14 protein-coding genes, 1 tRNA gene and 4 pseudogenes are annotated in these 23,297 nt (G+C 41.5%); 11 read left to right on the forward strand and 8 right to left on the reverse strand.

What is annotated here, in order from left to right:
- Window positions 1–15: 15 nt before the first annotated feature.
- The 3 genes and pseudogenes from DXA05_RS19145 (at window position 16) to DXA05_RS19155 (ending at window position 6,543) form a co-directional block, all read left to right on the forward strand.
- Window positions 16–4,296, forward strand: a pseudogene (locus DXA05_RS19145) (DUF5113 domain-containing protein).
- Between the two features lie 34 nt (window positions 4,297–4,330).
- Window positions 4,331–5,059, forward strand: coding sequence for a DUF5932 domain-containing protein (locus DXA05_RS19150; protein WP_004317459.1), 729 nt, complete (start codon window positions 4,331–4,333; stop codon window positions 5,057–5,059).
- Between the two features lie 29 nt (window positions 5,060–5,088).
- Window positions 5,089–6,543, forward strand: coding sequence for an AbgT family transporter (locus DXA05_RS19155; RefSeq protein ID WP_008022495.1), 1,455 nt, complete (start codon window positions 5,089–5,091; stop codon window positions 6,541–6,543).
- A gap of 100 nt (window positions 6,544–6,643) precedes the next feature.
- On the opposite strand, the gene DXA05_RS19160 is transcribed toward DXA05_RS19155, so the two are convergent.
- Window positions 6,644–6,717 (reverse strand) — tRNA-Arg (locus tag DXA05_RS19160).
- Between the two features lie 285 nt (window positions 6,718–7,002).
- Between DXA05_RS19160 and DXA05_RS19165 the strand changes: the two are divergent.
- From DXA05_RS19165 to DXA05_RS19190, 6 genes and pseudogenes are all read left to right on the forward strand, one after another.
- Window positions 7,003–7,736: pseudogene (locus tag DXA05_RS19165) on the forward strand (hypothetical protein).
- Between the two features lie 127 nt (window positions 7,737–7,863).
- A complete protein-coding gene (locus tag DXA05_RS19170; protein WP_128859504.1) occupies window positions 7,864–8,871 on the forward strand; it encodes an aminodeoxychorismate synthase component I in 1,008 nt (335 codons plus the stop codon).
- On the forward strand, window positions 8,855–9,451 hold the full coding sequence (locus DXA05_RS19175; protein ID WP_128859505.1) for an aminotransferase class IV family protein: 597 nt from the start codon (window positions 8,855–8,857) through the stop codon (window positions 9,449–9,451). Before DXA05_RS19170 ends, DXA05_RS19175 begins: the two co-directional genes overlap by 17 nt.
- A 277-nt stretch (window positions 9,452–9,728) precedes the next feature.
- The gene (locus DXA05_RS19180) at window positions 9,729–10,403 is read left to right on the forward strand and encodes a DUF2461 domain-containing protein (RefSeq protein ID WP_032811766.1); all 675 of its coding nucleotides are present in this window, start codon (window positions 9,729–9,731) and stop codon (window positions 10,401–10,403) included.
- Between the two features lie 37 nt (window positions 10,404–10,440).
- Window positions 10,441–10,887, forward strand: coding sequence for a YhcH/YjgK/YiaL family protein (locus tag DXA05_RS19185; protein WP_008022485.1), 447 nt, complete (start codon window positions 10,441–10,443; stop codon window positions 10,885–10,887).
- An 18-nt stretch (window positions 10,888–10,905) separates the two neighbouring features.
- A complete protein-coding gene (locus tag DXA05_RS19190; protein ID WP_118195205.1) occupies window positions 10,906–12,918 on the forward strand; it encodes an alpha amylase C-terminal domain-containing protein in 2,013 nt (670 codons plus the stop codon).
- Window positions 12,919–13,005: 87 nt separating this feature from the next.
- On the opposite strand, the gene DXA05_RS19195 is transcribed toward DXA05_RS19190, so the two are convergent.
- From DXA05_RS19195 to DXA05_RS19225, 7 genes and pseudogenes are all read right to left on the reverse strand, one after another.
- A complete protein-coding gene (locus DXA05_RS19195) occupies window positions 13,006–13,494 on the reverse strand; it encodes a PepSY-like domain-containing protein (protein ID WP_008640124.1) in 489 nt (162 codons plus the stop codon).
- A 140-nt stretch (window positions 13,495–13,634) separates the two neighbouring features.
- Window positions 13,635–15,331: pseudogene (locus tag DXA05_RS19200) on the reverse strand (alpha-amylase family protein).
- Between the two features lie 53 nt (window positions 15,332–15,384).
- A complete protein-coding gene (locus tag DXA05_RS19205; protein ID WP_008022480.1) occupies window positions 15,385–16,191 on the reverse strand; it encodes a patatin-like phospholipase family protein in 807 nt (268 codons plus the stop codon).
- Window positions 16,192–16,430: 239 nt separating this feature from the next.
- Window positions 16,431–17,977, reverse strand: a pseudogene (locus DXA05_RS19210) (4Fe-4S dicluster domain-containing protein).
- Window positions 17,978–17,984: 7 nt separating this feature from the next.
- Window positions 17,985–18,920, reverse strand: a complete 936-nt coding sequence (locus DXA05_RS19215; RefSeq protein WP_004316874.1) for a DUF362 domain-containing protein — start codon at window positions 18,918–18,920, stop codon at window positions 17,985–17,987.
- A 13-nt stretch (window positions 18,921–18,933) separates the two neighbouring features.
- Complete coding sequence (locus DXA05_RS19220) at window positions 18,934–19,443, reverse strand: hypothetical protein (protein ID WP_004316873.1); 510 nt, start codon at window positions 19,441–19,443, stop codon at window positions 18,934–18,936.
- Between the two features lie 359 nt (window positions 19,444–19,802).
- The gene (locus DXA05_RS19225; protein ID WP_128859506.1) at window positions 19,803–20,516 is read right to left on the reverse strand and encodes a DUF169 domain-containing protein; all 714 of its coding nucleotides are present in this window, start codon (window positions 20,514–20,516) and stop codon (window positions 19,803–19,805) included.
- Window positions 20,517–20,640: 124 nt separating this feature from the next.
- On the opposite strand from DXA05_RS19225, the gene DXA05_RS19230 reads away from it, so the two are divergent.
- Window positions 20,641–21,447: a DUF4846 domain-containing protein gene (locus tag DXA05_RS19230; protein WP_128859507.1), complete on the forward strand. Its 807-nt coding sequence runs from the start codon at window positions 20,641–20,643 to the stop codon at window positions 21,445–21,447.
- 67 nt (window positions 21,448–21,514) lie between these two features.
- Window positions 21,515–23,017, forward strand: a complete 1,503-nt coding sequence (locus DXA05_RS19235) for a glutamine synthetase family protein (protein WP_008022468.1) — start codon at window positions 21,515–21,517, stop codon at window positions 23,015–23,017.
- Window positions 23,018–23,297: the final 280 nt, after the last annotated feature.

The following is a 23,297-nucleotide window of genomic DNA, read 5'->3' on the forward strand; positions in this document are numbered from 1 at the left end:
TATATAATAGGTATAGTGTTGTTTACCTCTTTTTTTTCGTGCACTGTATAGTGGTGCGACCAAAGAGGTGCGCCTGATTGATTCTTTAAACGGGAAAGCGTATACTTATCGTTATCGAAGCTGGATTCCTCCTATAAATATGCCAATGAAGCTTATCAACAGGTAAATTTTTATAAGTCGGGGAAAGCGGAGGCATCTAATAATCTCGGATTCTGTGCTTTTATGGCGATGGATTTTGACCGGGCGGAAGCGTTGCATAAGGAAGTATATAAACTGACTAAAAATGAGCTTGAACTGTTGATTGCTGATATCGGACTGATGAAGATTTGTCAGCGGACAGCTATGAACAAAGAATTTTATGATTATCGTAACAGTGCGCTCCGGCGTATGAAACGTATTCGGGAAGAGAGTGATTTGTTTGCTGACCGCCACGAGGCACTTCGACTGGATTATGCTTTCACCGAATTTTTCATTGTGTCTTCTATTTATTACTATTATCTTCAGCAAAGGCAGGAAGCCATCGCATCTCTCAATCAGATCCCGGAAGATGAAGTATTGGCAGATACGAATCAGTTGCTTTATTATCATTATATCAAAGGATCGGCTTCATTGGTGGAAGCCACCAAGCCGGAGGACAGGAAAATGCGTGAGTTCGACCAGCTATATATTACCTGGCGGACTGCGGTTCAGACTAATCATCCTTATTTCGAAGGAAATGGTCTGCAAGGGTTGGCTAATCTGATGGTTTCTCCCAATAACTTCGAACTCTTCCGAACAAGGAGGGGATATGCGCTGGATCAGTTCGGTTTTCCTGTAGATTCGCTTTTGCCTTTGCGAATGGCACAGCTTGCGCTTGAAAAATTCCGGGAGTATAATGATTTGTATCAGATTGCCGGTGCGTATGTATCTATCGGTAAGTATATGAATGAGCACGGACGTTATTCGGAAGCATTGGATACGCTTACAAAAGCGTTAGATTGTGTGAACCAACACCATATGCTTTATTATCATCATGCAGTGGATACGTTGGACAAGTTGCGTATTTATGCGGAAGGAGATACGACATATACTGGAGTTCCGTGGATTATGGAGGAAGACGTAAGGACGGTGCCTGAATGGATTTCGAGGATTCGGGAACAATTGAGTGTATCGTATGCCGGGCTTGGAATGAAGTATGCTTCTGATTACAACCGAAATATATATCTGGATATTCTGAATTATACCCGTCAGGATAAAGAGTTGGAGAGTCGTTATCTTTCGTTGGAATCCGATTCACGACAAATGACGCTTGTGCTTTCTTTGGTTATTGCCGGACTTGTACTGGTGGTTATTCTTTGGTGGTTTTTCAATAAGCGATCTAAAATAAGGAATCAAGTAGATGTGGAACGTCTGCAACGGATACTGGCTCTTTGCCGGGACATCACTTCTTCTATACCAATGAATGTTCCGTTAATTCAACAAGGCATCGACCAACTGTTTGGGAAAGGGCGTCTTCAACTGGAAATTCCGGAGGAAGGAAAAGCGGCACTGGTTCCTTTGCATCGGTTGAACCGTGATGAAAAAGCGTTGGTGCACGTGCTTGAACCGTATATCGTTTGGGCTGCGGACAATGAGCAGATGGTAGAAGCGTTGAGTGACGAGCGGATGCAATTGGAAAAGCAACGATATGTTTACGAACAACATATCGCGGGAAATAAACGCCAAAATCTGATTAAGAAGGCTTGTCTGGCCATTGTGAATGGGATAAACCCTTATATCGACCGTATCTTGAATGAGGTGCATAAGTTGACGGAACGAGGATATATCGATCATGCAAAGATAAAGAAAGAGAAGTATCAATACATTGACGAGCTCGTAACTACGATTAATGAATACAATGATATTTTGGCTCTTTGGATTAAGATGAAGCAGGGGACGCTTAGCCTGAATATTGAAACGTTCGATCTCAATGAACTCTTTGAACTGTTAGGCAAAGGGAGACGTGCTTTTGAAATGAAAAATCAGAAGTTGGAAATAGAACCGACTACGGTTATGGTGAAGGCTGACCGGGCATTGACTTTGTTTATGATTAACACGCTGGCGGAAAACGCCCGAAAATATACTCCGGAAGGAGGAACAATCAAAGTGTATGCCCGTACTATGGACGCGTATGTCGAGATTTCCGTAGAAGACAACGGAAGGGGGATTTCCGAAGAAGATGTGGCTCGTATTATCGGTGAGAAAGTATATGACTCTCGTGTCATCGGAATGAAGAATGTAGCTGATCCGGAGGTTCTGAAGGAAAATAAGGGCAGTGGTTTCGGACTGATGAATTGTAAGGGAATCATTGAGAAATATAAGAAAACGAATGAATTGTTCCTGGGATGTGTCTTTGATGTAGAGAGTGAATTGGGGAAGGGGAGTCGTTTCTATTTCCGTTTGCCTTCGGGAGTGCGTAAAGCGATGGGAGTCTTGTTGCTTTGCCTGTTGCTTCCGTTTGGGGTGAGTTCTTGTCTGCATGATCCGATTCCTCCTATGTTGCAGGAGGGCGATTCGATAGTGGTGGTTACGGATTCTGCCTATGAGGATTTACTGGATGCAGCGTCGGATTATGCGAATGCCGCCTATTTTGCTAATGTGGATGAAGATTATGAATTTGCTTTGCAATATATAGATTCTGCTATACTCTTGTTGAACGAGCATTATGAGAAATATGCGCGTCCGGATCGTCCGCATCGGTATATGAAGCTGGTGGGGGAAGGAACGCCTGCCGAAATCAGTTGGTGGAACGAATTGTTTGATTCGGATTATCATGTGATTCTGGATATCAGGAATGAGGCGGCAGTTGCTTTTTTGGCTTTGAAACAGTTGGATGCATACAGTTATAATAATTCGGCATTTACGGATTTGTATAAGTTGCAAGGAGAAGATCAGACTCTCGAAGCGTATTGCCGACAGTTGGAACGGTCGAATACGAATAAGACAGTAGGAATTATTTTATGTTTTGTTTTACTGATTGTTTCTTTGGTCGGATACTATTTCCTGTATATGAGAAAACGTTTGCAGAATCGTTTGAATCTCGAACAGGTACTTGAAATTAATCAAAAGGTATTTGCGGCATCTTTGGTCAGACCGCAGGAACAAGAAAATGCAGAGGCACTTCAACGGGAGGAAAGTACGCTTAAAGAAATCCCGCAACGTATTGTGGATGAAGCATTCGGTTCGGTGAATGAACTATTGACAATTGACCGGATGGGAATTGCCGTTTATAACGAAACGACACATCGACTGGAATACGCTTCTCGTCCTGGGCAGGAAATGCCGGAGATGGTAGAACAGTGTTTTAGTTCCGGAGAATATCTTTCTGAACAGCATCTTCAGGCAATTCCGCTGATGGTGGAAGCAGGAGGTGAACATCAATGTGTCGGTGTGCTTTATCTGGAACGCAGGGAGGGAACGGAGCAGGAAACAGACCGGCTGCTTTTTGAACTGGTAGCGCGATATGTGGCTATTGTCGTATTTAATGCAGTGGTGAAACTGGCTACTAAATACCGGGATATTGAATCGGCGCATGAAGAAACACGCAGAGCTTCCTGGGAAGACAGTATGTTGCATGTACAGAATATGGTACTTGACAACTGCTTGTCGACAATTAAACATGAGACGATCTATTATCCGAATAAAATCAAACAGATTGTAGGGCGGTTGAATACACAGAAGCTTTCGGAAACGGAGGAGCGTGAAGCGGTGGAGACTATGACGGAATTGATTGAATATTATAAGGGAATCTTTACGATTTTGAGCTCGTGCGCTTCCCGTCAATTGGAGGAAGTCACTTTCCGGCGTACTGTAATTCCGGTGCAGGAGCTTTTGGACGCTGCCGGAAAATACTTCAAGAAATCAATGAAGAACCGTTCGGAGAGGATAGAACTGGAGATAGAACCGATGGAAGCGAAGGTGATAGGAGACGTGAACCAGTTGCGTTTTCTATTGGAAAATTTGATTGATGAAGCATTGACTGTGCGTGAAGATGGGGTGATACGTCTGCAAGCACGTCTGGATAATGAATATATTCGTTTTCTCTTTACGGATACGAGACGTGAAAAGAGTGTGGAAGAACTGAATCAATTATTTTATCCGAATCTGGCACGTATGACTTCCGGTGAGAAAGGGGAGTTGAGAGGAACGGAATATCTGGTATGCAAGCAGATAATCCGCGACCATGACGAATTTGCGGGACGCAGAGGATGTCGTATCAATGCCGAACCGGCTGAAGGCGGAGGATTTACGGTTTATTTCACCATTCCGCACCGATAAAAGGAGAACACATAAAAGTTATTAGATAAGAAACATGGAAGAACAGAAGTTTAAAGTTATTATCGTAGAGGATGTAAAACTGGAGTTGAAAGGGACAGAAGAAATATTCCGTCATGAAATACCGAATGCGGAAGTGATCGGTACGGCAATGACGGAAAGTGAGTTCTGGCCGTTGATGGAGGCGCAGCTTCCCGATTTGGTATTGTTGGATTTAGGACTGGGAGGTTCTACGACCATTGGTGTTGACATTTGCCGGAATATATTCAAACGCTACAAAGGAGTCCGGGTACTGATCTTCACAGGTGAGATTCTGAATGAAAAGTTGTGGGTGGATGTATTGAATGCCGGTGCCGACGGAATTATCCTCAAAACGGGAGAACTACTGACGAAAACAGATGTGCAGGCTGTGATGGACGGAAAGAAGCTGGTATTCAACTATCCGATTTTGGAAAAGATTGTAGATCGTTTCAAGAAATCGGTAGCCAACGATGCCAAGCGTCAGGAAGCAGTCATCAGTTATGACATTGATGAATACGACGAACGTTTTCTCCGCCATTTGGCATTAGGATATACGAAGGAGATGATTGCCAATCTGAAAGGGATGCCTTTCGGCGTAAAATCATTGGAGAAACGACAGAATGATCTTATCGGACGCCTTTTCCCAAATGGAGAACGGGTGGGAGTGAATGCTACCCGATTGGCAGTACGTGCACTGGAATTGCGTATTATCGATTTGGATAATCTGGAGCCTGACGAAGAATAAGTAATGGCAAGTAATACCTCTGGAAAGTAATGAAGAATAAATGGCGTATGCCCCATCCCGCTACGATGTTCCTTCTGCTGACAATGGCAGTGGTCTTTCTTTCATGGATATGTGATATCTATGGGTTGAAAGTGACATTGCCGCAGACAGGTGAGGACATCCGTGTACAAAGCCTGTTGAGTCCGGAAGGAATCCGTTGGTGGTTGCGGAACGCTATTAAGAATTTCACGGGCTTTGCTCCGTTGGGCATGGTGATTATCGCTATGTTCGGACTGGGAGTAGCACAACATTCCGGTTTTATTGATGCGTGCATCCGCATGGGAGTAGGGAACCGGCAGGAAAAGAGGAAAATCATCTTGTGGGTGATTGTGCTCGGTTTGTTGTCGAATGCCATTGGGGATGGTGGATATATTATTTTATTGCCTATTGCCGCTATGCTGTTCCAGTGGGTGGGACTTCACCCGATTGCTGGGATTGTTACAGCTTATGTCTCTGTTGCGTGCGGGTATAGTGCTAATATTGTATTGAGTACGATGGACCCGTTATTGGCGCATACCACACAAGAGGCGGCACTGGCGCAAACGGGTTATCAGGGGAACACGGAACCTCTTTGTAACTACTTCTTTATGAGTGCTTCAACAGTAGTCATTACAGCTATTGTGTATTGGATTACTCAAAAATGGCTTCTTCCCACGTTAGGAAAGTATGAAGGCAGTGTGAAAGTGGTGGCTTATCATCCTTTGTCTCGCAAAGAGCGGCGTGCCATTATGATTTCCATTGTTGTAGCAGCTGTTTATGTTGCTCTTATCTTGTGGCTTACTTTTTCTTCTTATGGAATTTTGCGTGGGGTGAACGGAGGTTTGATGCATTCGCCTTTTATTGCCGGTATTTTGTTCTTACTTTCTTTGGGAGCAGGTATTACGGGGATGGCTTATGGATTCAGTTCCGGACGGTATCGCACTGACAATGATGTGATTGAAGGACTTACGCAGCCAATGAAACTTCTTGGAGTGTATTTCGTTATCGCTTTCTTTGCTGCACAGATGTTTGCCTGTTTTGAATATTCCCATCTGGATAAATGTTTAGCTATCATGGGAGCTGATTTGCTCTCTTCGTTTGAGCCGGCTCCTTTGTCCGCCCTCATCCTGTTTATTCTATTCACGGCATTGATAAACCTGATTATGGTATCTGCTACCTCCAAATGGGCTTTTATGTCTTTTATCTTTATTCCGATGTTTGCACAGATGGGAATTGCTCCGGATGTAGCACAATGTGCTTTCCGTATCGGAGATAGTTCGACGAATGCCATTACTCCTTTCTTATTCTATATGCCTTTGGTACTGACTTATATGCGGCAGTATGATAAACAGATTACGTATGGCTCATTGCTTAAATATACCTGGAGATATTCATTAGGTATCCTGGTTGCCTGGACATTGATGTTTATTGTCTGGTATTTGTTGAAAATACCGATGGGATTGTAGCCAGTACGTGAAAAAATATCAAGTAGGCAACATGTGGACGATTCTATTAAATGAAAAAATCGCAAACGCTATTTTAATAGCTGTTTGCGATTTTTCTAAGTGATTCCGAAGCGATTCGAACGCTTGACCCACGCCTTAGAAGGGCGTTGCTCTATCCAGCTGAGCTACGGAACCATCCTTATTTGCGGATGCAAGGTAGTGCTTTTTATGAAAACTCAAAAACTTTCCGGCACTTTTTTATTCATATTTTTCTTTATGGCTATGAATCAGTAATTTATAAAAGAGAAATATTTTGTTTAGTTATATGGTTTGGGATGAATAAATAGGAAAACGTCATTTTTACGAAGAATAACGAAAGTTATATAGGTTTCAAAAAGGTCAAAAAAATAAAATACGGTTGTGTTTTTCTATTATAACTTCTACTTTTGGACGATAAACAACTAAAAAACACATAAAGTTATGAAGAAATTGATTTTTTTATTTGCATTTTGTATTGTAGTGACTAATGTTTTTGCACAAACCGCCCCAGAGCAATTGAAAAAAGAAGGAAATGACGCATTTAATGCTAAAAATTATCCAGTAGCGTATGCGAAGTTCAGCGAATATCTGAAACAGACTAATAATCAAGATTCTGCAACAGCTACTATTGTGGTATAGCAGCAGACGAAGTGAAAAAGTATGCGGAAGCCGTGACCTTTTTCGATATTGCTATTCAGAAAAAATTTAATATAGGAAATGCGTATGCTCGTAAGGCTTTGGCTTTAGATGCACAAAAGAAGACTGCTGAATATGTAGCTACATTAGAAGAAGGGCTGAAAGTCGATCCTAAAAATAAGACAATGGTGAAGAATTATGGTCTTCATTATCTAAAAGCAGGACTTGCAGCACAGAAAGCTGGAAAGGCTGAAGAAGCAGAAGATTGTTTCAAGAAAGTAATTCCGTTGGATCACAAGCAGTATAAAACAAATGCATTGTACAGTTTAGGAGTTCTGTGTTATAATGACGGAGCTAATATCCTGAAGAAAGCTGCTCCTTTGGCAAATTCAGACGCAGACAAATATGCTGCAGAAAAAGCAAAAGCGGATGGAAGATTTAAAGAAGCATTAGACTATTTGGAAGAGGCTGCTAAGATCTCTCCGGAAAATGAAAATGTGAAAAAGATGCTTCCTCAAGTGAAAGCTGTTATGAAGTAATTTGACCAATCTTATAAATGATAAAGGGTTGCCGGTATGATACGTCGGGCAACCCTTTTTTATTGCTATCTTTTTCTAATCTATACTTTTTGTGTACATTTGCCGTTCCTAAACGCTGAAATATTTTATGCATTTATATAATAAGGAACAGGCCATTAAACGGATGAATCAGTTTGGACAACACCATCGTCCTTTTGTTTTTGTTATCAATTATCTACAGGATGCATCTTATATAGAAGAGGTTGCTGCTGTTGATTCTACTGAACTTTTGTATAATTTGAATGGATTTACCAATCAAGCTACGTCAACTGAAAAGTATACACCTTCTTTTTCTGCTAAACCAGCGAACTCTATCCATTGGCAGCCTTCTGCAGAATCTTTCTATTCCTATCAACGCTCGTTTAATATTGTCCGACAGAATATCTTGGCTGGAAATAGTTTTCTCACAAATCTGACTTGTCGCACTCCGGTAGATACCAATCTCACTCTGAAAGATATTTATTATCATTCTAAAGCGATTTATAAGCTATGGGTTAAAGACACTTTTACTGTTTTTTCTCCAGAAATATTTGTGAGAATTCATCAGGGAAAAATTAGCTCATACCCGATGAAAGGGACTATTGACGCTTCCATTCCTTCTGCTGCCCAATTATTGATGAACGATCCTAAGGAGGCGGCAGAACACGCTACTATCGTAGACTTGATTCGTAATGATTTAAGCATGGTTGCCAATCAAGTGTTCGTTTCCCGGTATCGGTATATCGATACATTGCAGACTAATCAGGGGGCGATTCTTCAGACAAGCTCTGAAATTCAAGGCGTATTGCCGGAAAACTATTCGGAACATTTGGGAGAACTTATTTTCCGACTTTTGCCAGCCGGTTCCATTACCGGTGCCCCCAAGAAAAAAACGATGCAGATTATTCGGGAAGCTGAAACCTACGACAGAGGGTTTTATACAGGAATTATGGGCTATTCGGATGGAATTAATCTGGATAGTGCCGTTATGATACGTTTTGTAGAACAGGAAGGAGAAAAAATGTATTTTAAAAGCGGAGGTGGAATCACCTGTCAGAGCGATGCGGAAAGTGAGTATAACGAAATGAAACAAAAAATATATGTACCCATTTATTGAGACTATCCGGATAGAGGATGGACAGATTTATAATCTTGATTATCACACAGAGCGTTTCAATAGAACCCGTTCAGTCTTTTGGAAAGATACTGTTCCGCTTGATTTGCGTGAGTATATATCGCCACCAGTTTTAAACGGGATTCATAAATGCCGGATTGTGTATGGAAAAGAAGTAGAAGAAGTCACGTATGCTCCTTATCAGATGCGGAAAGTGTCCTCTTTGCATCTGATAGAATCCGATACCATTAATTACACTTACAAAAGCACACATCGGGAAGAACTGAACGCTTTGTATGCCCAAAGAGGAATGGCAGATGACATTTTAATCGTGAAAGACGGCTATCTGACAGATACTTCTATTGCCAATATCGCCCTCTACGATGGGCACACATGGTTTACTCCGGCTCATCCGTTACTCCGGGGAACGAAGCGGGCGGAACTTCTGAATAAGCAATTCATTGTTGAGAAAGACATCGCGCAAGTACATTTAAACGACTATTCACATATCATGTTATTCAACGCCATGATTGACTGGGAACGTATTGTATTGCCTATAAATGAGAAACATTTCATTCTATAAACGATAATTAACTGAAATATACAGAGCATTGCTGAACAAATGTCACTTTTGTACTGTTATATTTATGTGTTTTTCATAGTATTAGATATAAGATTAATTAAAGAGATTGTACTCCACTTGTGAAAGCTAAAGTACGTCAGAGACAGAAGAGTCTGTTTTTTTGATAAATGTGTTAAAGCATCGGTTTTACCAGGCCGATGCTTTTTTTATGTCCTTTTACCCCCTTTTTTAGTTTATATGAAATAAAATTTGTACGTTTGTAGAGTAATAATAGAAAATGATAAAGATGAACATACCCGTTATCTTTCAGTTTTTAAAAGATCTTTCCGCGAATAATAATCGTGAGTGGTTTAATGAGCACAAGGCAGAATATGAAACAGCCCGTGCCGAGTTCGACAACTTTTTGGCAACAGTGATTGCCCGTATTTCCCTGTTTGATGAAACTATCCGGGGAATTCAACCCAAAGACTGTACTTATCGCATTTACCGGGATACCCGCTTCTCTGCGGATAAAACACCTTATAAAATACATTTCGGTGGTTATATCAATGCCAAAGGAAAGAAATCCGACCACTGTGGATATTATGTCCATTTGCAGCCGGATGGTTCGATGCTTGCCGGAGGAAGCTTGTGTCTGCCTCCCAATATCCTGAAAGCAGTGCGTCAGTCTATTTATGACAATATCGAGGAATTTGTTGCGATCGTAGAGGATCCGGAGTTTAAGAAATACTTTCCGGTGATAGGGGAGGATTTTCTGAAAACAGCTCCGAAAGGTTTCCCGAAAGACTTCAAGTATGTCGATTATTTGAAATGTAAAGAGTATGTTTGTTCATATAATGTTCCTGATGACTTCTTTACCCGGCCGGATATGTTGGAACAGATGGACAAAGCGTTCCGCCAGTTCAAGCGGTTTGCTGATTTTATAAATTATACGATTGATGATTTTGAATAAATAATGCCTGGAATATAAACTTTAAAATTTAACTTATATGGTAGTAGATACTTTAGAAAATCTGGAGAAATATGCGTCTTTAAATCCTTTGTTTGCACAAGCCATCGACTTCTTGAAGTCTCATGACCTCCAAGCCATGGAAATTGGTAAGACAGAACTGAAAGGGAAAGATCTGTTCGTGAATATCGCACAAACCAAGCCTAAAACAAAAGAGGAAGCCAAACTGGAAACTCATAACGAATTTATTGATATTCAAATCCCGTTGTCGGGAACAGAAATTATGGGGTATACCGCTGCTAAAGATTGTGTTCCGGCAGATGCACCTTATAACGCAGAAAAAGACATTACTTTCTTTGAAGGATTGGCAGAAACATACGTTGCCGTAAAACCGGGAATGTTTGCTATCTTCTTCCCGCAAGACGGTCATGCTCCCGGCATCACTCCGGATGGTGTGAAAAAAGTAATCGTAAAAGTAAAAGCATAATCCTAATTCAATTCTGATATGGAAAAGACACTTAATCTCATAAAAAATGATCCCTGGCTGGAACCTTTTGCTGGTGCTATCACCGGGCGTCATCAGCATGTATTAGACAAGGAAGCTGAATTGACGAATAAAGGCAAACAAACCCTTTCAGATTTTGCATCGGGGTATCTTTATTTTGGATTGCATCGCACCGATAAGGGATGGACTTTCCGTGAATGGGCGCCCAATGCTACTCATATTTATATGGTGGGTACATTTAATAATTGGGAGGAAAAAGCAGCCTATAAGCTGAAAAAACTAAAGAATGGCAATTGGGAAATTAACCTGCCGGCGGATGCCATTCATCATGGCGATCTCTACAAATTGAATGTATACTGGGAAGGCGGACAAGGCGAGCGTATTCCTGCATGGGCTACTCGTGTGGTGCAGGATGAACAGACCAAGATATTCAGTGCACAAGTCTGGGCTCCGGAGAAACCCTATAAATTCAAAAAGAAAACATTTAAGCCCGACACGAATCCACTGTTGATTTATGAATGTCATATCGGAATGGCACAACGGGAGGAAAAAGTGGGCACTTATAACGAATTCCGCGAGAAAATACTTCCCCGTATTGCTGAAGAAGGGTATAACTGTATCCAGATTATGGCCATTCAGGAACATCCTTATTATGGAAGTTTCGGCTATCATGTATCCAGCTTTTTTGCTGCCTCTTCCCGTTTTGGTACTCCCGATGAATTGAAAGCATTGATCGATGCCGCCCATGAGATGGGAATTGCTGTGATTATGGACATTGTTCATTCACATGCAGTGAAGAATGAAGTAGAAGGATTAGGAAACTTTGCCGGTGATCCGAATCAGTATTTCTATCCGGGCGTTCGTCGTGAACATCCGGCTTGGGATTCTCTATGCTTCGATTATGGCAAGAACGAAGTGATTCACTTCCTGTTGTCTAACTGCAAGTACTGGCTGGAAGAATATAAATTTGACGGCTTCCGTTTTGACGGAGTCACTTCTATGCTATATTATAGTCATGGTTTGGGTGAAGCCTTCTGTAACTATGGAGATTATTTCAACGGTCATCAGGATGATAATGCGATTTGTTACCTGACATTAGCTAATGAAGTGATTCATCAGGTAAATCCGAAAGCGATAACCATTGCGGAAGAAGTTTCCGGTATGCCGGGGCTGGCTGCAAAAGTAGAAGATGGCGGTTACGGCTTCGATTATCGTATGGCCATGAACATTCCGGATTACTGGATCAAGACAATCAAAGAAAAGATTGATGAAGACTGGAAACCTTCCAGCATGTTCTGGGAAGTAACCAACCGTCGTCAGGATGAAAAGACCATTTCGTATGCAGAAAGCCATGACCAGGCATTAGTGGGAGACAAGACAATTATTTTCCGTCTGATTGATGCCGATATGTACTGGCATATGCAAAAGGGAGATGAAAATTATGTTGTCAACCGAGGTATCGCTTTGCACAAGATGATTCGTTTATTGACCTCTTCAACCATCAACGGAGGCTATCTGAACTTCATGGGAAATGAATTCGGGCATCCCGAATGGATTGACTTCCCGCGTGAAGGTAACGGATGGTCATGTAAATATGCCCGTCGCCAATGGGATTTGGTAGACAACAAGAATCTGACCTATCATTATATGGGTGATTTTGATAAGGATATGCTGAAAGTTCTGAAGAGCGTGAAAGACTTCCAGGCAACACCTGTTCAGGAAATATGGCATAATGATGGCGATCAGGTATTGGCATACGGACGTAAAGACCTTATATTTGTCTTTAACTTTAATCCGAAACAGTCATTTACCGACTATGGATTCCTGGTAACTCCGGGAGCTTATGAAGTAATATTGAATACGGACGACGTTGCATTTGGAGGAAACGGTTTGGCAGATGATTCTGTAGTGCACTTTACTATTGCCGATCCGCTGTACAGTAAGGAAAAGAAAGAGTGGTTGAAACTCTACATTCCTGCCCGTACCGCCGTAGTGCTTAGAAAGAAGAAATAATTTTATCTTTAAATAAGAAGCCCCTGCAACTATCATTGTATATCTGCAGGGGTTTTCTCGTATATTGCGCTATTGAATGATTTAGTTCTAGTTTACCAAAAAGGTACTTGGTCCGAGAATATCATACATATCACTCACGTTGCGTGTTTTCAGTAATACTCCTTGTGGAGTATAGAATAACTGATATTTGATGTCAACGTTATCTTGGCCTACTTTAATTACAATAATAGCTTGCCATTTAGGAAACTCTACCATCGTCACATTATCTACCACCCAACTTGCGTATGGCCCGGATACAAAAGCATTATAGACTGCCGGTGACAGACGATCAAGGCTAACAAGATCAGTCTGTGTCATCACCCATTGCCCCCGGACGTTAAACCACACATTTTTAGTAAATCCGTTCATTACAAAGTTGGCGCAATAATATCCGTCATCTTGTGACCAGGCAATGCCGTTTGCTTTGGGATACATTTTCTTGAAAGTTGCCTGTACATTGCCGGGAGGGGTATCTCCAAAAACAGATGTAGATAATAGCAAAAACAGTGTGATCGCACAAATCATAAATTTCTTCATAAGCTTTGAGTTTAGAGAATTAGTTATAACTAAACAGCCTTTGAGAATATTTGTTTGAGCGATGTACATAAATAATCCTCCGGGCATTTATAAGTGAAATGCCCGGAGGATAAGGAGTATGCGGTTCTTACTCTTTTTACTTAAAAAGTAATCTTTAAAATTTTTCCGTTATAACCTCCGACTGAAACGTCTGTCGGTTTATAAGGTAATAAGCAGATTTCTTCTTTAGCACCGGTCATCAAATCAATGGCCTGATAAGACTCCATTTGAGGAATCTGCAAAAAGTCGAGGCATGTGAAGGCACGTTGATGGCAACATCTACCAGTTGACTGTCGAAATTAATAACGAAAAACAGAATTTCGTTTTTGTATTTTCGCATAAAAGTATATTGTTTATGCTCATTGAAACGCCATCCGTTTATATTGGCATACATCAAGTCAAAGAATACCCCCTTTTTGATTGCCTGCTCTTCGTTGCAAAGCGTCAGTACTTTTTGATAGATAGAGTAGAGGTGCTTATGCTCTTCAGTAAGCATTTTCCCGTCAAATTTTCCTCCGTTGCGCCAACGACGTATAGTATCTACGCTCCAATAATCAAATATGGTAGTCCGTCCGTCTCTTCCGCTGAATCCTTCGCTATCCATGCCTAGCTCTCCGAACTCCTGACCGAAATAAATCATCATAGGATTGGTGTTCATACATGCAGAAACAATTAGTGCGGGAATCCCTTTACGCGGATTACCGGCAAAGAAATCAGATGCGATACGTTGCTCATCGTGATTCTCCAAAAAGTTGAGCATTTTTTTCTCTATTCCATTCAGACTTTGCCAGCAATGAGTGATTGCAGTGGCAGATTCATATCCGCAGGCTACATTTCGTAATGTATCATACAATCCTACCTTATCATATAGATAGTCAAACTTGCCACGGAACAGATAGTTACGATATTCACTGGGATTATAGACTTCTGCGATGAAAAGTATTTCAGGATAAACCTCTTTTACTTGAGGAATAGCCCATTCCCAAAATTCAACGGGAACCATTTCTGCCATGTCACAACGGAAACCGTCAATGTTCTTTGACGCCCAGAAAAGAAGAATGTCCAGCATCTTTATCCAAGTGTCCGGAGTTGGGGAGAAATGGCAGGTTCCGCCGTTCTGATAATCCACTCCATAGTTTAATTTCACCGTTTCATACCAGTCGGTGATATTGGGCGTAGCATCAAAACGATTGTTACCGGTAGCTTTAGCCGGAAATTCCCGGTAAGGCTCTGCTGCACCGTCTTTCATATCGAACTGGGCACGAAGTTCCGCTTGCGGGATATAATAGAAATTATTGTATGGACTGAAAGATTGACTGGGGTCATCGTTAGCCCCCAATTCCGTCGTACCGTCGGGCTGTGCGTCCGAATGGTATTGGCGTGCTACGTGATTAGGTACAAAATCTATAATCACTTTCAAACCTGTGCGATGTGTACGGTGTACCAGGTTCTCAAATTCTTTCATACGTCCCTGTACATCGTTGGCCAGGTCAGGATCTACATCATAATAATCCTTGATGGCATAGGGAGAACCTGCTTTTCCTTTCACAACGGCAGGGTGGTCCGGACTGATGTTATAACGACGATAATCCGTTTGAGTGGCATGTTCGATGATACCTGTATACCATATATGTGTAGTACCTAATTTTTTGATTTCACCAAGTGCTTTGAGCGTGAAATCAGCCATTTTCCCACAACCGTTGGTGGCAATGTCTCCGTTGTAAACACAATGGTTGTTGTTATTTCCAAACAGACGGGTGAACACTTGATAGATAATTATTTTATTTTCGTCATTCATATAGAGTAGATTATTAATATTCGTATTCATTCTTTTTTTCGATGGATAGGAGGTTACTTCCATATTTTCCCTTTTTCTTCCAACAGTTGATTAAGTACTTCATTGGCTGTATTATATCCTTGTCCGAAGATTTCTTCTGCTTTCTCCAGTTCGGTATTGCTATATCCGTATAGATTGTATGGTTCGATTAATAAATCACACTTTTCCCTTTCTGGAAAAGTATTGGCGCGGAACATAAAATGGAATGAACGCATAGCAATGCTTACAATATTCATTTTGTAGTCCTCTGCCATGATGGGGCTTACGTTGACAGCCACCACCTTATCACACACTCTACGCAGGGTAGAGACAGGAAGATTCATCATCAATCCTCCGTCTACATAGTTAGTGCCATCTATATTGACTGGTGCGAACATAACAGGCATACAGCAGGAAGCTGCGACCCGTTCAGCAATACTGCCGCGGTGAAAATGAACCATGCGTCCATGATCGAGGTCGGTTGCTGTGATAATCAGAGGAAGTTGTAAATCTTCCAAGTTTTTTGCTTTTACGTTGGTTCGGAGAAAGTCTATAAATTCACAAAGGTCAAATAATCCTTTTTTAGGAATTACCAATTTGGTTAAATCCTGGAATTTATGTCCGGAGAAATAATCAAGTACTTTGTGGGGTTCGTTGCCATCTGCATAAAAGACACCGGCAAGTGCTCCTGCGCTTACTCCGGAGATGATTTCCGGTTTAATATCATGCTCTAAAAGAGCTTGCATAACTCCCAGATGGGCAAATCCTTTAATAAATCCTCCGCTTAGTGCATAGCCAATCTGATATTTCCGGCTATTCCTGTTATTTGTGAATACCTCCATGAGTTGCTTTCTTTAGTTCGCCACGAATTTAGTGAATTTATTGAAAGTAGGAGGAATATAATGAATAGTTTTTTTAAGAGAACGTTATAAGTAGTTTTTTGTTATCCATAGAACACAATAAATGCGGATAACATGGAACTTTAATTGCGTAAGTATAAAGTTTTGTTATCCGCATTTAAATATATCACAATAGAGCGCAAATATACGGATGGAATCTTTACACCAGCACTGTGTGCTGATTAGAATCCGAAATCGTCTATCTCCACTTTATGTTCTTCGTTTTCTTTAAAAGGTTTTGCTTCTTTTTGCACTGGATTTCCTTCGATATAGATAGCGCGGAATGGACGGGCAGGGCAAACATATTCGCATCCTCCACAACCTACGCATATTTCTTTGTTTACATGAGGGATCGTTAATCCGTCTTTATATGGTACCATTGCCACAGCCTGTGTAGGACAGTGCTCGGAACACGCTCCGCAACTGGTTCCATCAGTATAAACGATGCAATTTTCTTCGATAAAAACAACATATCCCATTTGTGTAAGATGTTTTTGCTCTACACTTATGGGAAGAATTGCTCCATTGGGACAAACGTCTCCACAAACAGTACAGTCAAAGTTGCAAAATCCTTTCTCAAAACTAACGGTCGGCTGCATTATGCCTGCCAAACCATACTCCATAAAAGCAGGTTGCAGAACATGAGAGGGGCATTTGCTGACACAAAGATGACAGGATGTACATTGTTGTTGAAAGTGTTCCTGATTGATAGATCCCGGAGGAGTGATTGGATTCTCCTTTTTGTATGCCTTTTTGCCTTCCAGTCTTGCAACGGATTCTTTGGCTTGGGACAGGAGTTTGGGAGCAGCTCCGGCAGTAACAAGACCGGCAACCAAAAAGCGGCGTTTGGATGAATCCGTGTCCGGTGATGATGGCACAGGGGCTTCTACGTTTGCTTGTTGTTTCTTTAAAGAAGGGGTGTAGACCAATGCCTTTTGCTTGCATGCTCCCAGGCAATCGAAACAATCTACGCAGCGGCTATAATCAATGGCATGTTCTTTACTATTGATGCAGGAGCTTTGCATTTGGTAGCACAAAGCCCGCATCCATTACATTTCGCAGTATCGATACGGACCTTAAATAATGAAAAGCGGCTCAATAATCCCAATACTGTTCCTACGGGACAAACCGTATTGCACCATGTCCGCCCATGTTTCCATGCCATTACAAAAATAACTGCCAGAGTGATAATAGCAATGAGAAGAGAAGAAATGCTTAAAACAGAGGTATCTACCTGATAAAACGTATAATTGTCGAACCTGGAAAAGACGGATTCCAACAGATTATTCCCCAACATGTAGATAGGTTTGAATATATGCACTACCACACGTCCATACGCGCTGTATGGATCGAGCAGGCCTACAATAAATGTAAATCCGCATAGAAATCCGATTACTGTCAGCCCGAGTACGCCCCAACGCAATTTGTTTTTCGCGGGACTGTAACTATATCTTTTTTTCTTTTTCCCTGTTGATTTTGAAATGCGTGCAATGACATCCTGCAAAATACCCATAGGGCAAATTGTAGAACAATAAACGCGTCCAAATAAGAGCGTTAACACAATGAGAAATAATAAGATACCTATACTTAGTGAAAGGACAGCTGGAATAAATTGCAAATGTGCCAGCCGATGAAAACTGTTCGGTAATATTTCTGCGAAATCGAGAAAAAAGAAAGAAATCAGCACAAATAAAAGTGCTGATATTCCAATACGTAGCTTTCTTAACATTGTTATTTTACATCTTAATTCGCTTGACATTCAGCTTGTCAATGTTCATGGTTCCTATTTTCAGTGCTTCTCCTTTAGCGAGGTGTCCCACAGTATCTAGTGGCATCTCACGTACTTGATTGAAGAATTTGGCAGCAGCCGTGTCCACTGCTACAATATCCGGTGAAATGAACAGTCCTTTCGCTAATACGACATCCGAGGCAGAACGTCCTCGCGGGCCATTGGTTTTCATGATACGATAAGCGTCCACTACGTTCAGTACAGCTTTCTTTTGCAGTGTGCAGATATCGGCAATACATTGCTGCAAGTCATTCTGGTGGAAAAATCCACGGTCCCAGACAATTCCCATGTGATTTTTCATTGAGATAGTCAGATTGGCGCCCCCGTGATTTTTCAGGATGGGAACATTGATCCATACATCGCAATTCAGGATGGCTTCATGTATCTTTGCTTTTTTCATCTTCTGACCGTTGGGTAAGTTTACCGGCTTGTAATAAGACTCCAAATGAGCAGGCATTACTTTTGCTCCGGCAGCTTTTGCCGCCGCTTCGATGCCGCTGTTTTTGTAGCACTTCTGCCAATCGTCACACGTATGGTCGAATACGGTCACTTCTTTAGCTCCGGCAGCAAAGCATTGTTTCACGATTTCAGCAATCAGTTGCGGGTTGGTGTTTCCTGCCAGTTCCGGCACTTTATCCCAACCGATATTAGGTTTTACGACCACCTTCTGTCCCGGTTTGACGAATTGTTTCATACCGCCCAGTTCGCTGATAGCACGGCGGAACATAGCTTCCGGTTCTCCACCCATAACGGCTACCAAGTCCGGATTGCCTCCGTTCGTATTATTAATAGTCTGGGTTAATATCTCCATTGCCTCCGAATGCTGAATACTCAATGCGGCACCGGTTATGGCTACTGTTTTTAAAAAGTCCCTTCTGTCCATTTTTGTTTTTACTTTAGAGTTTTGCAATCGCTTTCAGTAGGGCGTAGCCGCCAAACCATTGAATTAACATACCGGGAATACCAATGCGGAAATCTTGCACTGCTGCATGGAAATTTCCGATGAATGCCCATTCAAAAGCAGTTCCTATAATCTGATAGGAGAGAACGACACCGAGAATAGCCCATAAAGAAACGGATTTCAGTGTTCGTGCAGCCAAGGCGGAAGTACCGGCAAGTAAAGCGGATTTTATCAATATAATGGGGAGTGCAGCTCCCGAAGGCATTGCAAATAACAGGTGATTGATGACAGGAGAAAGAATTGCTGTCAGTAATCCCACACGAAAGCCATATTTATAAGCTGCGATCAACGTGAAAAAATAGATCGGCAATAAAGTAGGGCCACCGTATGGTACAAGATGACAGATTTGTGGAAGTGCAATGTTGCCTGTCACAAATAGCAGGGCAAAGAGGTAAGTTCTTACATTGCTGTAATTCAGTGAATAGAGTTTAGCAGATGTTTCCATTTTCGTTGATAACTTTAAAGTTTAATAGAACGATAATATATAAAAAATTAGACTTCTTTCCGCAGAAAAGGTTTAATCCGGACAAAGAACTATTTGCTAAAGTAACTGTCTAAAATTAGTTAATAGAAAAAAGGAGACTTCGTTGCGTTTTGAATAACAACTTATAATACGAACTAATTTAAGCATTTACTTTATGATATTAAAAATGGGACAGAAAAGTTTCAAGCCTATTTGAAACACTTTGTTTCACTACGGGAAACTGTTTGTTTCACCGCTTGAAACCATTCGTTTCACACCGAGAAACAAACAGTTTCAAAGCTTGAAACATATTTTGAAACTATTTGGTTTGTACTTTAGTCTTATTCGGCGTCCATTCTTTCCCGGATCTTTCCCCATGCATGCGTATCAAACAGGCAACTTTGGCGCATAGTCCCACACATTTCTCTGAATCTGGACATAGGTATCGTATAACTCAACTTATCCGCTTCAAAGTACGGACGCACCGACGGGTCGAAGAAACCGATAAATGTTCGCCTGCCTCCTTTGCGGTTTTCAAGAGTGGCTTGTGTCACTATGGAACTGCAACCGGAACCGAATAAGGAAACGACACCATCTTCGGCATTGTTATCATAGTAAGCCCATGTAGTCAGTCCGGAAAGCATATCAGGATTGGCGATAAACATGACGCCTTCTATTTGTTCCAGACTTGCCACTTTGTCTATACGGGCAAAATGAAGGTATTTCTTTTCAGCTTTAGGCACTCCGATTTGCCGTATGAATTCAACGACCATTTCCGGAGTCTGTTTATATCGTTCTTTTAGTGAGACAAAAGTCGGTACGCGTTCAGGCATTTCTGTAAAACCTGTGTAGAATTTGCCGCCACCGCAACCGATATTTTCTGCATTCAAACTGATAGTGCCACCTTCTCTGACAGTCTTCATACCCTTAAAGAAGCAACCGTTAATTTTCTCTGTTGTTCCTTCCAGTATATCCGAATACCAAAATACAAGAGGTAATTCGGCATTCTCTCCGAATGCCTCCTTGAAGTTCTGAATAAATGTTTGGATGTCCATAGCTTTTCAATTTTAGTTATGTATGTAGGTCTTTGTACAAAGTTAAAATAAAAATAGACATTCATCCTCTTTTTAAACAATAATTACTTATATTTGTCCGGAACAGAATATAAAGAGAAGCGTTATGAAGTATTTACTAATATATATAGGGTTACTTTGTACATCCCTGCAATTGTGGGGACAAGAAACGGTTGCTACAAGAATCGCTCCTCCGACGGGATATGTCAGGGAGGCTTGTGCCGATCATTCGTTTACAGGTTACTTACGTAATTTGCCTTTGATGCCGAAAGGTAGTAAAGTGATGCTTTATAATGGAAAAGAAAAATCGAATCAGTCTGCAGCCTACGCTGTAATCGATATGGAGATAGGTAACCGTGATTTGCAACAGTGTGCCGATGCGGTAATGCGTTTGCGGGCGGAATATCTGTGGAAACATAAACGATATGGAGAAATAAAATTCAACTTCACCAATGGTTTCCCTGCCGGGTACAAGAAATGGGCGGAAGGAAATCGGATAAAAGTCAGCGGCAATCAAGTGCAATGGTATGCTGCGGGCAAAGGAGTGGATTATTCCTATAAAACTTTCCGTAACTATCTCGATATGGTCTTTATGTATGCCGGAACGGCTTCTTTATCCCGCGAGCTTCAGGCTGTGTCTTATACTTCTTTGCAACCCGGTGATGTATTTATTAAAGGAGGCTCACCCGGACATGCGGTCATTGTTGTAGATATTGCTGTTCATCCGACTACCAAAAAGAAAGTGTTCCTGTTGGCGCAGAGCTATATGCCTGCACAACAGATTCATATTCTTGTAAATCCTGTCAGTCGCAGCCTTTCCCCCTGGTATGAATTGGCGGAAACGGATGCGGGGAAACTATATACTCCGGAATGGATTTTTAGCCGGAAAGATTTAAAACGCTTTAAGGAGTAGAATCTTTTCGTTATCTTTGGCATTTAACAAACCGTTTTAATCATACAACAACGAAAAACAACCGATTATGAATCAAGATTTGTCAATGAATGCTAACCAGTTGGTAGCATTCCTTCAAAAGCCAACTTCAGAGTTTACCAAAGCCGACATTATCTCATTTATCCAGCAAAAAGATATCCGCATGGTCAATTTCATGTATCCGGCGGGAGACGGTCGTCTGAAAACCCTGAACTTTGTCATCAACAATCAAGCTTATCTGGAAGCTATTCTTACTTGTGGAGAACGGGTAGACGGTTCCAGTCTTTTTTCTTTCATAGAAGCGGGCAGTAGTGACCTTTATGTGATTCCCCGTTTCTGCACTGCATTCGTTGATCCGTTTGCCGAGATTCCGACGCTGTCCATGCTTTGCTCTTTCTTCAACAAAGACGGCGAACCCCTCGAAAGTGCACCAGAACACACCCTTTACAAAGCAAGCAAAACTTTTACAGAAGTTACCGGAATGGAATTTCAGGCAATGGGCGAATTGGAATATTATGTAATAGCCCCGGATACAGGTATGTTTCAAGCAACCGACCAACGTGGTTATCACGAATCGGGTCCATACGCTAAATTTAATGAGTTCCGCACTCAATGTATGTCTTATATCGCACAGACAGGCGGGCAAATAAAGTATGGACACTCCGAAGTGGGTAATTTTACGCTGGATGGCTATATTTATGAGCAGAATGAGATTGAGTTTCTGCCGGTTCCCGTATCGCAGGCGGCAGATCAGTTGATGATTGCCAAATGGGTGATTCGTAATCTGGGATACAGATATGGATATAATGTGACCTTTGCTCCTAAAATTACAGCCGGTAAGGCAGGGTCGGGCTTGCACGTACACATGCGTATCATGAAAGACGGAAAGAACCAAATGTTGAAAGACGGCGTTTTGTCGGAAACAGCGCGTAAAGCAATTGCCGGAATGATGGTGCTTGCTCCTTCAATCACTGCCTTTGGAAATACCAATCCTACTTCTTATTTCCGTCTTGTTCCTCATCAGGAGGCACCTACCAATGTTTGCTGGGGAGATCGTAACCGTTCCGTATTAGTACGTGTGCCATTGGGATGGGCTGCAAAAACAGATATGTGTACATTAGCTAATCCGTTGGAAGCCGAAAGCCATTTTGACACCAGCCAGAAGCAGACTGTAGAAATGCGTTCTCCGGATGGTTCGGCAGATTTGTATCAACTGTTGGCCGGTTTGGCTGTTGCCTGCCGTCATGGCTTTGAAATTGAAAATGCGCTGGATATCGCTCAAAAGACGTATGTGAATGTGAATATCCATCAGAAAGAGAATGAAGATAAACTAAATTCACTGGCACAACTGCCAGATAGCTGTGAGGCTTCTGCTGATTGCCTGCAGCAACAACGGGCAATCTTTGAACAATATAATGTCTTTAGTCCGGCAATGATTGATGGTATCATCCGCAGACTTCGCAGTTACGAAGATAAAACGTTGCGTGCGGATTTGGAAGGAAAGCCGATGGAGATGTTAGATCTCGTACATAAGTATTTCCATTGTGGATAATCTGCAAACGTAAATTGGTATATAATAAAGGCTATCTTCTGTTTCAAAGAAGGTAGCCTTTAATTTTCTGATGCAGAATTAACTATAAGTATTTGTTTTTCAAAGAGCTTATAACAAAGAAACTATAGAAGGCTAATCAGATAATTGGTGGCAGATAGTTTGATATAATAGAGTTTAAACGTTAAGTATTGGCCTATTTTCATAAAAAAGATGTTTTGAGAAAAGAAAAAGGAGGGAGTATAGTGCATTATCTCCAAATAATGCTTTCCTTTGTACCAAC

Origin of the sequence: Bacteroides sp. AM54-2NS (genome assembly GCF_003602935.1) — a bacterium.
Classification (GTDB): Bacteria; Bacteroidota; Bacteroidia; order Bacteroidales; family Bacteroidaceae; genus Bacteroides; species Bacteroides xylanisolvens.